The following is a 15,974-nucleotide window of genomic DNA, read 5'->3' as shown; positions in this document are numbered from 1 at the left end:
TCATAGAGCGCTCTCAGCGTGACGCCCGCCCGCCGGCCGCGACGACCATCTAGGCTCGGCGTCGTGGATCCCGACGACGCGCGCCCCGCACCCCTCCCCGACCCGCCGACCGCGAGCACGCTCGAGGAGGTCGCACGCATCGCCGGAGTCTCCCGCGCCTCTGTGTCGCGGGTCGTCAACGGCAAGTCCGGAATCGCGCCCCACATCGTTGAGGCGGTCATGGCGGCGATCGCGGCGACCGGGTACGTCCCGAACCGCGCGGCGCGGACGCTCGTGACGCGGCGCACCGGCATCGTGCTCGTCGTCGTGTCAGGGACCGACACCAGCATGCGGGAATGGGGAATCGGCGAGGTTCTCGCCGACCCGTTCTTCGCCCGGGTCGCGGGCGGGCTGATGGGCTCGCTGCGCCCTCGGAACGTGGACCCCGTCCTCATGCTTGCGGTCGACCAGGCCGAGCGCGAACGCGTGGTCAACTACGTACGCGAAGGGAACGCGGACGGCGTGCTGCTCGTCTCGGCCGAGGCCAACGACACCCTTCCGGCGATGCTGTCCTCGGCGAAGGTGCCGGTCGTGCTGTTCTCACGCCCGAGCACCCCCGCGCCGATCTCCTACGTCGACGTCGACAACCGGGCCGGCGGCGGGCTCGCGGCCGAGCACCTGTTCTCGCGGGGATGCCGCCGGCTCGGCATCATCACGGGTCCGACCGAGGTCGCGGGAGCGGAAGACCGGCTGACGGGCTTCCTCGCGGCGACGCGGCGCCTCGGGCTCGACGAGGTGGCCACCGCCGCGGGCACGTTCTCGGTCGACAGCGGGTCCCACGCGATGATCCAGCTGCTCGCCCAGGGGGTGGACGGCGTGTTCGCCTCGAACGACAACATGGCGGTCGGTGCGATCCTGGCGGCGCATGAACGCGGCGTCGACGTGCCCGGCGACGTCGCGGTCATCGGATACGACGACACGATCGCCGCCCTCATGTGCCGCCCGACCGTCACGACGATCCGGCAGCCGATCGAGGCCGTCGCCGCCGAGATGACACGTCTGCTCCTGGACATCGTCGACGATCCGGGCATGCCGCCGCGGCACGAGGTGCTGGCACCGGAACTCATCGTCCGCGGATCGGCCTGACCCCGCGATCGCCCGCCGTGGGACCCGCCGCTCCCCGTCTGCGGCAGGTCCCTCCGATCATGAGAACAGCGGCCGGCGCGGTGCGGCGAAGTGCTCTCGCAGCCACACCCCCAGGCTTGCGTGCGCGTGCACCTCGGGGCGCGACGGCGTGAGGCCGACGCCACGGTCGGCGATCGTGAGCTGGTTCTCGTGTTCGCGGTACAGCGTGGCCGTCCGCTCGCGGTGGATGCGGTCGGCCAGGGTCAGAGTGCTGGCGTCCATGGCCTTTCCTTTCCTTCGGGTCCCGCCGGGTCTCGGCGTTGTGCTCAGTGGAGAGCAGGCGGGTGCCCCCTGTGATACGTGTGCCCCGCGATCGCCGGAGTCGCGCCGCGCGGTGCGGTCTGCACGCGGTGGCGGATCCGGCGTCGTGACGGCCGGTATCCGTCGCGCAGGCCTGCGGTACTCGTCCGGTACTCGCCGACGGCCAGGCCGTTGACGCGGACGTCGCCGGATCTCACACTTCTTGCATGGCCATCAGGGTGCTGGGGCCGCTCGATACGGGGAACGAGCCCGCCCTGAGCCCGCGGGAGCGGGCGGTCCTCGCAGCACTCATCGTGTATGCGGGGCGGGCGGTGGCGCCCGGCGAACTCGCCGAGGCGTACTGGGGAGAGCGCACCCCCCGCACGTGGTCGCAGCAGGTGAAGACCGCCGTCGCCCGGATCCGCGCGGGGCTCGGGGCCGGTTCGGTCATCACCCGAGGCTCGGAGTACACGCTGGGACTCGACCCCGCGACCATCGACGCCTTCGAGTTCGAACGTCTCGTCTCGGCCGCTCGCCAGCACGCGCTGCACGACGAGCACGACCGCGCCGTCGACGCCTACCGCCGCGCCCTGGCTCTGTGGCGGGGCTCGCCCTACCCGGAGCTCGCAGACTGGGAGCCTGCCGCGGTCGAGTCCGAGCGGCTCACCGAGATCCGCGACAGCGCCGAGGAGGAGCTGCTGGAGTCCCGGCTCGCCGAGGGCGAGCACCGGTCCGTGATCGCCGACGCGGAGCGCCTGGTGCGCGCCCGGCCCCTCCGGGAGTCCCGCTGGGCGATCCTCGCGATGGCGAACTACCGTGCGGGCCGGCAGGCCGAGGCGCTGGCGACCGTGCGGGCGGCGCGCGTCCGCCTCTCCGAGGAGCTCGGCATCGATCTCGGCCATCGTCTCCGCGTCCTGGAAGCGTCGATGCTGCAGCAGGATCCTGCGCTGACGCCCGCACGGACGCGGCATCGCGTGAGCGACGACTGCCCCTACCGCGGCCTGTCGGCGTTCTCACCCGATGACGCCGATGTGTTCTTCGGACGCGAGGACGACGTCGCGGCGATCCGCGACCGTGCACTGCCGGGGTCGCTGACGACCGTGGTGGGCGCCTCGGGCTCGGGCAAGTCGTCCCTTGTGCTCGCCGGAGTGCTCCCCCGGATCTCGGGCGGTCGACGTGCGGCGGTGGTCACGGCCGGACGCGACGTCGCCGCCGTGCTGCGCGCACGCATCGCGCAGCACGGCGTCGCCGACATCGTCGTGGTGGACCAGGTCGAGACGATCTTCCAGCTCGACGAGCGCGAGCAGGAGGACTTGTGCACGATCATCGCCGACGCGGTCGCCGCGGGCGCGACCGTGCTGATGACGCTCCGCAGCGACTTCCTCGACCGGGCGACGGGCCTCCCCCGCATCGGCGGCCTCATCGGTCGCGGTGTCTACGCGATCGGCCCGCTCACGGCCGACGGGCTGCGCGAGGCGATCGAGCAGCCGGCCGCACGCGCGGGGCTGCGGCTGGAACCCGGACTCGTCGAACTGATCCTGCGGGATGCCGGCGACCGGCGCGCCACGCTCCCCCACGTCTCGCACGCCCTGGTCGAGACGTGGATCCGGCGCGAGGGAGCGACCCTCACGGTCGCCGGGTACGAGGCATCCGGGGGCATCGCCGGGGCCATCGCGCAGTCCGCCGAGACGCTGTACCGCTCACTCGAACCCGAGCAGGCCGAGGCCTGCCATGCGCTGCTCCTGCGGCTCGTGCAGCGCGGCCCCGACGGTGCGTCGGTGCGGAGGATCGCCCATCTCGAGCCGCTCGTCGACGACACCGCCCGCCGGCGCGTGCTCGACCGCCTGATCGCGGCGCGCCTGCTGACCGTCGACGGCGACACCGTGATGGTCGCCCACGAGGCGGTCGCCCGTGCCTGGCCGCGCCTGGACGGCTGGCTCGAACGGGACGCGGCGAGCGCACGGGTGATGGCGCTCGTGGCGTCGGCAGCCGAGCTGTGGGACGCCGACGGCCGGCGCGACGAGGATCTGCTGCGCGGTGCGCGGCTGCAGGCCGCCATCGAGTGGGCCGAGGGGTCCGATCCCGATCTCACCGCCTCGGAGCGCGCCCTGATCGACGAGTCGAGCGCCCACGAGCAGAGCGAGCTCCGCACGCTCGCCGATCACGCGGCCCACGAGGCGCGCAGCAACCGACGGCTGCGCTGGACGCTGACGGGTGCCGGCGTCCTGCTGGTCGCCGCGGTCGTCTCGGGCGGGGTCGCGATCAGCCGAGGACGCGACGCCGCGGCCGCCGCGGAGGACCGGCTGATCGAGGCCACGACCAGCCGATCCCTGGACCTCACCGGGACCGACCGTGCCGTCGCCGCGTTGATGGCGGTGGCGGCCTGGCAGCGCTGGCCAGACGACGCACGCACCAGGGCGGCGCTGCTGGGCACGATGTCGGCGGCCGCCGGACTCGTCGGTACGACGTACATCCCCGACACGACCCAGCCTGTGGCCGCCGCGCCGATCCCCGGCACACGGACCGTGGCGCTGGTGCGCGACTACGACACGCTCGAAGTGCGCGACGTCGACGACGGCTCGCTCGTCCGCAGCATCCCCACGGACTTCCCGCGCAGCCGGCAGGAGGTCCGCCCCTGGATCAGGGTGAGCGCCGACGGCAGCACGATCCTCGTGATGCAGCATGTCGAAGAGCTCCCGATGCCGGACTGGGAGGACCGCGATCCGTCGGTGGACCGCGACGAGATGCTGTACTTCTTCGACACCGACACGGGCGCGGCGCACGGCACGCCCGTGCACGTCGAGGAGTGGAGCGAGACGGTCGACCTGTCGCACGATGGACGCTTCGCGACCTGGGCCTCGGCAGGCACCACCGTCATCGTCGACCGCGACACCGGCGCGCTCACCCGCGTGACGGCCACCGTCCCCGCGCCTACGGAGGGCGTCACCTCGTCGTACGCGGCGTCCGCGTTCCGGCCGGACGGCCGCATCGTGGCCACCAACATCGACGACCGGCTCTTCGTCGTCGATCCGGCGACGGGCAGGGCCGACGCGCTCGGCGCCGTGCCTGCCGACACCGGAGGCGTCGGACTCGCCGTCGCCGACGACGGAACCATGATCGTCGCGCGCGATTCGGTCATCGCCGGACTCGACCCGGCCGGGGCTCCGCTGTGGCGCATCGTCCCGACCGAGGGCGACGAGTGCAGCCGCATGACGGCGTCGGCCGTGCAGCGCCTCGTGGTGTGCGGAACGCCTTCCGGCCGCATCGTCATCCGCTCCCTCGACACCGGCGAGCTGGCGTCGGACCCGTTCGACTATCAGCTCGGGGATGCCGGCGAGCCGGTGCTGACCGACGACGAGACCGAGGTCTGGTTCATGAATGCGCTCTCGCCGAGCATCGGCCGCATGCGCATCGACGGCGGCGGACCGGCCTCGACGTCGTTCGGCGGCCCGGACGCGTACGCCCTCACAGGCACGGACCCGTCGGGGCGCTATGTGGTCCTCGGCTCGCGCACCGCCACGGAGCGCGCCCCCGACGAGGATCCGCGACCGCTGACCGTCTGGGACACGGCGACCGCGAGCGCGGCGACCGACCTCACCGCGCTCACCGACCCCGACCCGTGGCGCACGCAGGCGTTCGTCGTCGCCGCCACCTGGATCGCACCGGCACGCCTGTTCCTCGTGTTCCACGATCCCCGCACCGACAACGAGCACTACGCCATCTACGACGTCGCCAACGCGATCCTCACCCGGGCGGTGCTGGACGATACGATCGAGCGCTTCTTCACCGCGACCGGCGGGCGCCTGTACGGCCTCATCAGCCTCGACGACGATACCCAGCGGACGCGCCTGGTCCGCTACGACCAGGTCACGCTGCGCCGGGTCGGCGCGCCGATGGACCTCGACGGCATCCCCGTGACGGTCTCGGCGACGTCCGACGGTTCCCGCGTCGTGGTCACGACCTGGTCGTCTGCGCCACGGCCGTGGCAGACGCGGGTGTTCGACGCCACCGGCGAGGTCGTCGCCGAAGGGCTCGACGAGACGACGCGCACCGTCGTGACCGGCGACCGCGTCATCGCCTCCGACGTGTCCGGGCTGCTGTCGCTCACGCTCGACCTGGAGCCGGCCGAGTCGATCACCTCGAAGTCGGCGTGGTTCCTGGATCTGAGCGTCGACGACGCGGGGCGTCTGCTGCTCACCACCGCGGGCGGCCGCGACGGCCTGACCGTCGTGGATCTCGCATCGGGGCGGATGCTCGGCCAGCCGATCGACGTCTATCGCTACTCGGAGGGATCCTCCATCGATGCGGACGGCGGCGGGTTCGTCGCCTCCGGCGACCGTGGCGCACAGTACCGGACTCTCGATCCTGCAGAGCAGGCCGCCGCCGCGTGCCGGCTCGCCGGACGGGAGCTCACGCCCGAGGAGTGGCAGAGCTTCCTCGCGGACCTGGGCGCGCGGCATCCCCTCTGCGAGGACCTGCTCGCCACTGCGGGCGCGGCGCCGGACGATTGATGCCCCGCACGACGACGGCCCGGCCCCTTCACCAGGACCGGGCCGCACGCCGCCGGTTCAGAACACCGGGGTGCCGGCACGCACCAGCTGCCAGTTGACGACATGGAAGTCGGCCGGATCGATCACTCCCGCGGCCGATGCGAAGGCGACGATCGCCTCGCGGATCGCGACCTGGGCGTTGTAGACCACGGGCGCCGTGGCGATGTGCGGGAAGCCGCCGCCGCCGGACTGCCGGTAGTTGTTGACCGCGACGACGAAGCGCTGGTCAGGTGCGACATCGGCACCGTCGAACCGGAGGTTCACGATGCGTGAGCCCTGCTCCTGCGAGATGTCGACGTCGTACGTCACGCCCGAGAACTGGTCGTAGTTGTAGTCGGGCGTGCCGAGCGCGTTCGTCCACGTCTCGGGGGCCACGGGCGCGTCAGGAGCCACCTTGGCGAAGTACTTCGCGGAGTATTCGAGGTAGTCCTTGATCTGCGCACCCGTGAGCACCGACGCCATCAGCGTGTTGTCGTAGATGTAGAGCCCGGCGATGTCCTTGATCGTCACCTGCCCCGCCGGGAACGTGGCCGCCCGGTTGAACGGCGCGGCGATCGAGATGACCGGGAGGGACGCCTCGGCCGTGCCTGCGATCGCCTTCGTGACCGTCTGGACCTGGACGTGGTTCACGTAGTCGAGGATCGCGGTGTCCTTCCAGCACGACTCGGCGGCCGAGAGCACCTCCGTGGAGGTCGCGACCGCCGTGTTGACGTACGCGACGACGGCGTCGTGCTGCGCCTTCACGACGGCGACGAGCGCCGGATCGTCCTCGACCGTGTTCGCGTTCATCGAATGCGCCGACTTCGACACGACCTTCCACGACCCTCGTGAGAACGCGAGCTCGAGGTCGAAGACGCTGAGACGCTGACCCCACATCGCGGGCTCGCTCATGACGACCTGATCACCGGTCGCCTTGTTGGTCACGAGGACCTCCGGCTTGTCCTTGTGCGCGTGGCCGAACAGGATCACGTCGATCCCGGGCACCTCCTCGGCCAGGAGCGCGGCCGCGTTCTCGACCGGAAGATCGCTGCCGTACGACGACAGACCGCTGTCGCCGGCGTGCACGCTCACGACGATGACGTCGACACCGCGGCGACGCATGACCGGCACCCAGCGCGCGGCGGTCTCGACGACGTCGAGCACGTCGACCTTTCCGCTCACGTTCGCCTTGTCCCAGATCACGACGCCCGGGTTCGTGAGACCCAGCACGCCGACGCGGATCGCGGGGAGCCCCCGGCCGGCGTGCATGTTCTTGATGACGAACGGTTCGAACCGCGGCACCGTCGTGCCCGCGTGCACAGCGTTCGCCGCCAGAGCCGGCGCGTCGAGCTGCGAGATCCAGTTGTCGAGGAAGTCGAGCCCGTAGTTGAACTCGTGGTTGCCCAGCGCGACGGCGTCGTAGCCGATCGCGTTGAACTGGGCCGCCATCGGGTGGATCGCGCCGGTCGTCGTCACGGGCTCGACCGTGGCGTAGTAGAACCCGAGCGGCGTGCCCTGGATCGTGTCTCCGGCATCGAACAGCAGCGTGCGCTCGCGGCCGACATCGGCGCGTACCTGGTTCACCAGGCTCGACACGCGGGCGAGGCCGATCGAGTTCTTGGCACTGTCGCTGTACGCGGCGTCCTTGTAGTAGTCCCAGTTGAGTGCGTTCGAGTGGATGTCGGAGGTGCCCATGATCGCGATCTTCACGACCTTCTCACCGGGCGCCGCCACGGCCTTGGGCGCGGCGCCCCACCCGGCGGCGGCGAGCACACTGGCCGCAGACGCGCCGACGAGAAGGGTACGGCGGCTGATGCCTGACCGCGGTGGATCATCCGTGAGAGGGGTGAGGTCGTCGGATGCGTGGTCAGGCATGTGTTCTCCCATGGCGAGGATCACACCATGCGCCGCCGGTCCGCGACAAGGGTCGGACGATGAGGAAACTCTCAGCAAACGGCGAACAACGGGTGACGCGCAGAAGACCCGGCCCCGCGAACGGGAACCGGGTCTTCTGCGGAGCGTCGGATCAGCGCGCGGCCGAGCCCTCGACGTAGTCCTCGTCCTGCTGCTTCCACGCGAACAGGGCGCGTAGGTCCTTGCCGACGGCCTCGATCGGGTGCTGGGCGGCCTTCTCGCGCAGCTGGTGGAACTCGACGGCGCCGTTGTCCTGGTCGTCGATGAAGCGCTTGGCGAACGCGCCCGACTGGATGTCGGCGAGCACGGCCTGCATGTTCTCCTTGACGTGCGGGTCGATGACGCGCGGGCCCGAGACGTAGTCGCCGTACTCGGCCGTGTCGGAGACCGACCAGCGCTGCTTGGCGATGCCGCCCTCCCACATGAGGTCGACGATGAGCTTCAGCTCGTGCAGCACCTCGAAGTAGGCGATCTGCGGCTGGTAGCCGGCCTCGGTCAGCGTCTCGAAGCCGTACTCGACGAGCTGCGACACACCGCCGCACAGGACGGCCTGCTCGCCGAAGAGGTCCGTCTCGGTCTCTTCGGTGAACGTCGTCTTGATGACACCGGCGCGCGTGCCGCCGATCGCCTTGGCGTACGACAGCGCGGTCGCCCAGGCGGTGCCCGAGGCGTCCTGCTCGACGGCGATGATGTCGGGGATGCCGCGGCCGGCGACGTACTCGCGACGCACCGTGTGGCCCGGGGCCTTGGGGGCGACGAGGATCACGTCGACGCCCTCGGGCGCCTGGATGTAGCCGAAGCGGATGTTGAAGCCGTGGGCGAAGGCGAGCGTCTTGCCGGCGGTCAGCTTGTCCTTGATCGACTCCGTGTAGATCGAGCGCTGGTGCTGGTCGGGCGCCAGGATCATGATGAGGTCGGCCCACTCGGCCGCGTCGGCGACCGACTTGACCTCGAAGCCCTCGTCCTGGGCCTTCTCGGTGGACTTCGAGCCGTCCTTGAGGGCGATGACGACCTCGACACCCGAGTCGCGAAGGTTCTGGGCGTGCGCGTGGCCCTGCGAGCCGTAGCCCACGATCGCCACCTTCTTGCCCTGGATGATGCTCAGGTCGGCATCGGCGTCGTAGAAGATCTCAGCCATCTTCGTTGTTTCTCCTTGATGTTGCGGTTTGGGAAATCGGGATGCCGCGTCAGAGCTTTCGAAGCTCAGCCGCGGAGCACTCGTTCGGTGATGCTCTTGCCGCCGCGACCGATCGCGACGAGGCCCGACTGGGCCAGCTCCTTGATGCCGAACGGCTCGAGGGCGCGCAGGAAGGCCTCGACCTTGCCCTTGTCGCCGGTCACCTCGACCACGAGCGCGTCCGGCGCGTAGTCGACGATCTGCGCGCGGAAGAGGTTCACGACCTCCAGCACGTTGGAGCGGGTCTGGTTGTCGGCGCGCACCTTGATGAGCATGTGCTCGCGCTGCACCGACCCTGCGGGGTCGAGCTCCACGATCTTGATCACGTTGATCAGCTTGTTGAGCTGCTTCGTGACCTGCTCCAAGGGCAGCTCGTCGACATCGACGACCACCGTGATGCGCGAGAGACCCGGCACCTCGGTGACGCCCACGGCGAGCGATTCGATGTTGAAGCCGCGACGGGCGAACAGGCCCGCGACGCGGGTCAGCAGACCCGGCTTGTCCTCGACGAGGAGGCTCAGCACGTGACTCGTCATGTCTCAGTCCTCCTGCTCTGCGAAGGCGGGCGAGTGGTCCCGCGCGTACTGGACGTAGCTGTTGCTGACGCCCTGCGGCACCATCGGCCACACCATGGCGTCGGCGCTCACCACGAAGTCGATCACGACGGGACGATCATTCGTCGCCAGCGCGGTCTTGATCGCGGCATCCACGTCCTCCTCCTTCTCCACGCGCAGCGCGAGGCAGCCGTAGGCCTCGGCGAGCTTGACGAAGTCGGGGATGCGGACCGTGCCGTGGCCCGTGTTCAGGTCGGTGTTGGAGTGGCGTCCGTCGTAGAACAGCGTCTGCCACTGCCGCACCATGCCGAGCGACGAGTTGTTGATGATCGCGACCTTGATCGGGATGTTGTTGATCGCGCAGGTGGCGAGCTCCTGATTGGTCATCTGGAAGCAGCCGTCGCCGTCGATCGCCCACACCACACGGTCGGGCTCCGCGACCTTGGCGCCCATGGCGGCGGGCACCGCGTAGCCCATCGTTCCGGCGCCGCCGGAGTTGAGCCAGGCGTTGGGGCGCTCGTACTTGATGAACTGCGCGGCCCACATCTGGTGCTGGCCGACTCCCGCGGCGTACACGCCCTCGGGCCCGGTCAGCTCGCCGATGCGCTGGATCACGTACTGCGGCGCCATCAGACCGTCGGTCGGCTGCGAGTATCCCAGCGGGAACTCGTCGCGCAGGCCGTCGAGGAACGACCACCACTCGGTGGTGTCTGCGGACTCCTCGGCGGCGGTGACGCGGTAGGCGGCCTCGAGGTCGACGAGGACGTCCTTGAGGTCGCCCACGATCGGCACGTCGGCCGTGCGGATCTTCGAGATCTCGGCCGGGTCGATGTCGACGTGCACCACCTTCGCGTTCGGCGCGAACAGTGACGCCTTCCCGGTGACGCGATCGTCGAAGCGCGCGCCCAGGGCGACGATGAGGTCGGCCTCCTGCAGCGCGAGCACCGCCGGCACCGTGCCGTGCATGCCGGGCATGCCGAGGTGCTGTGCGTGCGAGTCGGGGAACGCGCCGCGGGCCATGAGCGTCGTCACGACGGGAGCGCCGGTCGACTCGGCGAGCGTGCGCAGCTCGTCCGACGCCTGCGCACGGATGACGCCGCCGCCCACGTAGAGCACGGGCTTCTTGGCCTCGGCGATCAGCTGCGCCGCCGCCTGGATCTGCTTGCCGTGCGCCTTCGTCACCGGGCGGTAGCCCGGCAGGTCGATCTTCGGGGGCCACACGAACGGCGCCTCGGTCTGCTGCGCATCCTTCGTGATGTCCACGAGCACAGGGCCGGGGCGGCCGGTCGAGGCGATCTCGAAGGCCGCGGCGATGGCTCCCGGGATGTCTTCGGCGCGCTTCACCAGGAACGAGTGCTTGGTGATGGGCATCGTGATGCCGACGATGTCGGCCTCCTGGAAGGCATCCGTCCCCATGAGGGTCGAGAAGACCTGTCCGGTGATGCACACGATCGGCACCGAGTCCATGTAGGCGTCGGCGATCGCGGTCACGAGGTTGGTCGCGCCGGGGCCGGACGTCGCGAGGGCGACTCCGGTCTTGTTGGACGACGCTGCGTAGCCCTGCGCGGCGTGGCCGGCGCCCTGCTCGTGGCGCACCAGGATATGGCGCACCGACTCGGCGTCCATGAGGGGGTCGTACACGGGCATGATGGCGCCGCCCGGCAGCCCGAAGACATCGGTGACGCCCAGGAGCTCGAGCGAACGGACGACCGCTTCGGCACCCGTGATCACGGGCGTCGTGGCGGTGCGGGCTGGCGGCCGGGGAATGGCGGCGGTGTCGGCTGACATGAAAGGGATCCTCTGATTCCTGTCGGAGCGATGTCGGACGCCAGGACTCAACCGGTCGTCGCGCCCTCCGCAGCGGAGCGCACGAGACGGGAGTACTTGGCAAGGACGCCACGGGTATAGCGCGGGGGAAGCGGCTCCCAGCCAGAGCGGCGGGAGCTCAGCTCGGTCTCATCGACGAGTAGGTCGAGAGTGCGAGCCGCGATATCGACCCGTATCAGATCACCATCGCGCACGAAGGCGATAGGACCTGCGTCCACCGCTTCGGGTGCTATGTGGCCGATGCACAGGCCGGTTGTGCCGCCTGAGAATCGTCCGTCCGTCAAGAGTAGTACATCTTTTCCGAGCCCCGCGCCCTTGATGGCCGCGGTGATCGCGAGCATCTCGCGCATGCCCGGGCCGCCCTTGGGGCCCTCGTAGCGGATGACCACGACGTCGCCGGCGGTGATCTCGCCCGCCTCGAGTGCGTCCATCGCGGCCCGCTCGCGCTCGAACACGCGCGCGGGGCCCTCGAACACGTCGGCGTCGAAGCCTGCGCTCTTCACGACCGCGCCCTCGGGGGCGATCGAGCCGTGCAGGATCGTGATACCGCCCTTGGCGTGGATCGGGTCGTCGAACGAGTGGATGACCGTGCCGTCGACCGGGTCGGGGTTCAGGTCAGCCAGGTTCTCGGCGAGCGTCTTGCCGGTGACGGTGAGCGCGTCGCCGTGCAGCAGGCCCTCGTCGAGCATCGCCTTCATGATCACCGGGATGCCGCCGTGACGGTCGACGTCGTTCATGACGTACTTGCCGAACGGCTTCATGTCGGCCACGTGCGGCACCTTGTCGCCGATGCGGTTGAAGTCGTGCAGGCTCAGCTCGACTTCCGCCTCGCGCGCGATCGCGAGCAGGTGGAGCACGACGTTGGTCGAGCCGCCGAGGGCCATCGCGAGCGCGATGGCGTTCTCGAACGCCTCCTTCGTCAGGATGTCGCGCGTCGTGATGCCCTGGCGCAGCAGGTTCACGACGGCCTCGCCCGAGCGGTGGGCGAAGTAGTCGCGGCGGCGGTCCGCCGAGGGCGGAGCGGCCGATCCCGGGAGGCTGAGGCCGAGCGCCTCGGCCACCGACGCCATGGTGTTGGCGGTGTACATGCCGCCGCACGCGCCTTCGCCGGGCGCGATCGCGCACTCGATGCGCTTGAGGTCCGCCTCGCTCATCTTGCCCGCGAGGCACGCGCCGACGGCCTCGAACGAGTCGATGATCGTGACGTCCTTCTCGGTGCCGTCCGAGAGCTTCACCCAGCCGGGTGCGATCGAGCCGGCGTACAGGAAGACGCTCGACAGGTCGAGGCGGGCGGAGGCCATGAGCATGCCGGGGATCGACTTGTCGCAGCCCGCGAGCAGCACCGAGCCGTCGAGGCGCTCGGCCATGATGACGGTCTCGACCGAGTCGGCGATGACCTCGCGCGAGACGAGCGAGAAGTGCATGCCCTCGTGGCCCATCGAGATGCCGTCCGAGACGGAGATGGTGCCGAACTGCAGCGGGTAGCCGCCGCCCGCGTGCACGCCTTCCTTGGCGCCCTGTGCGAGCCGGTCGAGGCTCAGGTTGCAGGGCGTGATCTCGTTCCAGCTGGACGCGATGCCGATCTGGGGCTTGTCCCAGTCCTCGTCGCCCATGCCGACGGCGCGGAGCATTCCGCGGGAGGTCGTCGCTTCGATGCCGTCGGTGACGACGCGGCTGCGGGGCTTGATGTCGATGGAGTTATCAGCTGCGGGTGAATCGGGCTGGGCCATTGTTGCAGTCTATTCCCGCTCCGACACCCGCTCGTCCGGCATGACGACTCAGCCGACGGCGCGCGTGCGCTCCCCGGCGAGCCCGGCCAACAGCGCCGCCAGCGCGGCGATGTCGGGGACCCGCACGGCTGCCGCCGACGGTCCCTCCCCCACGCGCACGCCGACGTCTTCCGGGCCGAGGCTCGCGATGGCGTCCTCGTCCGTGACGTCGTCGCCCGCGAAGAGCACGGCCGTCGCGCCGACGCGCCGGCGCAGCTCGGCGACGGCGGAGTCCTTGCCCTCGTGACGGAAGGCGTACTCGACGATGTTGTGCCCGGTGCGCCGACGCCAGTGCGGCGCCTCCGCTGCGACGATCCCGTCGACGATGCGATTCGCGTCGGCGGCGTCCGCCGGGTCGGCGCGGCGCGTATGCACGCCGAAGCCGAAGGTCTTCGGCTCGATCCACACGCCACCCAGGTGCGCGGTGGCGCGCTCCGCGTGGGCCCGGAGGGCATCGCGCAGCGCAACGTCGGACTCGTCCTCGCCGTGGCTGACCACGCCCTCGCCGGGGATCCAGAACTCCGCGCCGTGCGACCCCGCGAGCAGCACGCGCGATCCGTCGTCGTGCTCGGCGATCACCCGCAGATCCACGAGGCTGCGCCCTGACACGAACGCCACGACGGTCTCGGGGGCGGCGACGAGCGCGTCGACGGCGTCGCGCGCGGCCGGCAGCATCCGCGCGTCCATCGGCTCGTCCTCCAGCGGCGACAGCGTGCCGTCGAAGTCCAGCGCGACGAGCAGGCGGGGGGATGCCGCGAGCCGGGCGATCGCGTCGGTCGCCGCCGTCATGCCCGGCCCCGCTTGCTCTTGCCGCGGCGCGCGTCCTCCAGGGCTTCGAGGAACGACTTCGACCAGCGGTCGACGTCGTTCTCGAGCACCTTCTTGCGCAGCGCGCGCATGCGTCGCCCCTGCTCTGCGGGGGGCATCTCGATGGCGCGCATGATCGCGTCCTTCATCCCGCCGATGTCGTGCGGGTTGATGCGGATGGCGCTGGGAAGCTCGTCCGCCGCTCCGGCGAACTCGCTCAGCACGAGCACGCCGCGGTTGTCGGTGCGCGTGGCCACGTACTCCTTCGCGACGAGGTTCATGCCGTCGCGCAGTGCCGTCACGAGCATGACGTCGGCGGCGCGGAACAGCGCCACCATCTCCTCACGGGGATAGGCCTGGTGCAGGTAGCGGATCGCGGTGTGCCCCATCGTGTCGTGGTCGCCGTTGATGCGGCCGACGGTGAGCTCGATCTCGTCGCGCAGCTGCATGTACGCGTCGACGCGCTCGCGGCTCGGGCTCGCGACCTGCACGAGTGTCACGTCCTCGACGCTGACCCGGCCGTCCTCCAGGAGCTCGCCGAACGCCTTCAGGCGATGCCGGATGCCCTTGGTGTAGTCGAGGCGGTCGACGCCCAGGAGGATCTTCTTGGGGTTGCCGAGGCTCGCGCGGATCTCGGCGGCGCGCGCCTGGATGTCGGGGCGCTCCGCCAGCTCGATGTACGACGACGTGTCGATCGAGATCGGGAACGCCTTCGCCAGCGCGTTGCGTGTCGTGCCGTCGGCCTGGGGCACGGTGATGCCCGTGGCCTTCGTCTGGTACCGCAGCTGGCGTCGCACGGCGCGCGCGAAGTTGCCGGCATCCGCGACCCGCTGGAAGCCGATGACGTCGGCGCCGAGGAGTCCCTCCAGAACCTGTCGCCGCCATGGCAGCTGCGAGTACAGGCCGTATGCGGGGAAGGGAATGTGGTGGAAGTACCCGATCGTGAGGTCGGGCCGGGACTCCCGCAGCATGGCCGGGACGAGCTGCAGCTGGTAGTCCTGCACCCATACGGTGCCGCCCTCCGCTGCGACGGAGGCCGCGGCCTCGGCGAACCGGCGGTTGACCTTGACGTACGCGTCCCACCACACGCGGCGGTACCGGGGCGGCGAGATGACGTCGTGGTAGAGCGGCCAGAACGTGTCGTTCGACATGCCCTCGTAGTAGTTCTCGATCTCGTCGGCGCTGAGCGACACCGGCACCAGGTGCGTGCCCTCGAACTCGAAGGGCTCGACCTCGATGTCCGGCTGGCCGGGCCAGCCGACCCACGCGCCGTCGGCGCGCCGCATGACCGGCTCGAGCGCCGTGACGAGCCCGCCTGGCGAACGCCGCCACTCCGAGCCGCCGTCGGGCTCGGTCACCTTGTCCACGGGGAGGCGGTTGGCGACGACCACGAGCGCGGCCTTGCGGTCGGGCTCTGAGGTGTGCTCTGCAGGCGGGGGCTTTGTCACGCGGGCTCCTGACGGTTCGGGACTCGGCATGGCCAGGCTAACAGCGGGGTCGGGCCGCCTGTCGCCCCTCGACGACGCGGTGTGTGCATGCGAAGGGGTCGCACGGTCGGCCGGCCGCCGCGATAACGTTGCGGCATGCGCACGTACCTCTTCGGCACCGGCATCCTCACCGCGATCACGAGCGGCATCGCGCTGCTGCGCGACATCCGCGACGGCCAGCCGTTCACGTGGCGCACGGGACTGGCCTGGCTGAGCTGGGCGATCACGCTCACGCTCGCCATCGGCGCGATCGTCGACGTCCGCCGTGCGCGGCGCGGGTCGATCGTGCCGGCCGACTCCCCCGTATCCGGGCGGGAGCGCAAGCTGGCGGCCCGCTTCCGCCGCTGAGGCGCACCGTCGTCACCCATGAGAAGAGGGGATTGCGGCACCGGTCCGCAAGCCCACGTAGAATTTGTAAGCGGGTGGGGGTTAGCGCGGCGCCCGGTCCACCGCCCCCCCACAGCGCCACCGCGGCCGGGGCGCCGCCGCGGCGGGCCCGTTAGTGG

11 protein-coding genes are annotated in these 15,974 nt (G+C 70.5%); 3 read left to right on the top strand and 8 right to left on the bottom strand.

Annotated elements, in window-relative coordinates; genetic code table 11:
- The first annotated feature begins 63 nt into the window (after positions 1–63).
- On the top strand, positions 64–1,125 hold the full coding sequence (locus ACFWJ8_RS01000; protein ID WP_378807871.1) for a LacI family DNA-binding transcriptional regulator: 1,062 nt from the start codon (positions 64–66) through the stop codon (positions 1,123–1,125).
- A gap of 57 nt (positions 1,126–1,182) precedes the next feature.
- Here ACFWJ8_RS01000 and ACFWJ8_RS00995 read toward each other — a convergent pair whose 3' ends face one another.
- Positions 1,183–1,386, bottom strand: a complete 204-nt coding sequence (locus tag ACFWJ8_RS00995) for a hypothetical protein (protein WP_378807869.1) — start codon at positions 1,384–1,386, stop codon at positions 1,183–1,185.
- Between the two features lie 245 nt (positions 1,387–1,631).
- Between ACFWJ8_RS00995 and ACFWJ8_RS00990 the strand changes: the two genes are divergently transcribed.
- Positions 1,632–5,915, top strand: coding sequence for a BTAD domain-containing putative transcriptional regulator (locus tag ACFWJ8_RS00990; protein ID WP_378807866.1), 4,284 nt, complete (start codon positions 1,632–1,634; stop codon positions 5,913–5,915).
- 57 nt (positions 5,916–5,972) lie between these two features.
- Here the strand turns inward: ACFWJ8_RS00990 and ACFWJ8_RS00985 are convergent, their stop codons facing one another.
- The 7 genes from ACFWJ8_RS00985 to ACFWJ8_RS00955 all read right to left on the bottom strand — a co-directional run bounded on the left by ACFWJ8_RS00985 (position 5,973) and on the right by ACFWJ8_RS00955 (position 15,459).
- Positions 5,973–7,808: a bifunctional metallophosphatase/5'-nucleotidase gene (locus ACFWJ8_RS00985; RefSeq protein ID WP_378807864.1), complete on the bottom strand. Its 1,836-nt coding sequence runs from the start codon at positions 7,806–7,808 to the stop codon at positions 5,973–5,975.
- A 151-nt stretch (positions 7,809–7,959) separates the two neighbouring features.
- Positions 7,960–8,985, bottom strand: coding sequence for a ketol-acid reductoisomerase (gene ilvC / locus ACFWJ8_RS00980; RefSeq protein WP_378807861.1), 1,026 nt, complete (start codon positions 8,983–8,985; stop codon positions 7,960–7,962).
- A gap of 65 nt (positions 8,986–9,050) precedes the next feature.
- Positions 9,051–9,560: an acetolactate synthase small subunit gene (ilvN, locus tag ACFWJ8_RS00975; RefSeq protein ID WP_141894242.1), complete on the bottom strand. Its 510-nt coding sequence runs from the start codon at positions 9,558–9,560 to the stop codon at positions 9,051–9,053.
- A gap of 3 nt (positions 9,561–9,563) precedes the next feature.
- A complete protein-coding gene (locus tag ACFWJ8_RS00970) occupies positions 9,564–11,366 on the bottom strand; it encodes an acetolactate synthase large subunit (RefSeq protein ID WP_378807858.1) in 1,803 nt (600 codons plus the stop codon).
- A gap of 47 nt (positions 11,367–11,413) precedes the next feature.
- Positions 11,414–13,135, bottom strand: coding sequence for a dihydroxy-acid dehydratase (ilvD, locus tag ACFWJ8_RS00965; protein ID WP_378807856.1), 1,722 nt, complete (start codon positions 13,133–13,135; stop codon positions 11,414–11,416).
- Between the two features lie 48 nt (positions 13,136–13,183).
- Positions 13,184–13,963 (bottom strand): trehalose-phosphatase, encoded by a 780-nt coding sequence (gene otsB, locus ACFWJ8_RS00960; RefSeq protein ID WP_378807854.1) that lies wholly within the window; start codon positions 13,961–13,963, stop codon positions 13,184–13,186.
- Positions 13,960–15,459, bottom strand: coding sequence for a trehalose-6-phosphate synthase (locus ACFWJ8_RS00955; RefSeq protein ID WP_378807852.1), 1,500 nt, complete (start codon positions 15,457–15,459; stop codon positions 13,960–13,962). Before ACFWJ8_RS00955 ends, otsB begins: the two co-directional genes overlap by 4 nt.
- Before the next feature lie 105 nt (positions 15,460–15,564).
- On the opposite strand from ACFWJ8_RS00955, the gene ACFWJ8_RS00950 reads away from it, so the two are divergent.
- Entirely contained in the window at positions 15,565–15,816 is a 252-nt protein-coding gene (locus tag ACFWJ8_RS00950) for a hypothetical protein (protein ID WP_378807850.1), read from the top strand.
- Positions 15,817–15,974 lie beyond the last annotated feature (158 nt).

It is taken from the genome of Microbacterium sp. NPDC058389 (assembly GCF_042722305.1).
Lineage (GTDB): Bacteria > Actinomycetota > Actinomycetes > Actinomycetales > Microbacteriaceae > Microbacterium.
Note: the sequence above shows the minus strand (reverse complement) of the source record. Positions and strands in the feature narration are given on the sequence as shown.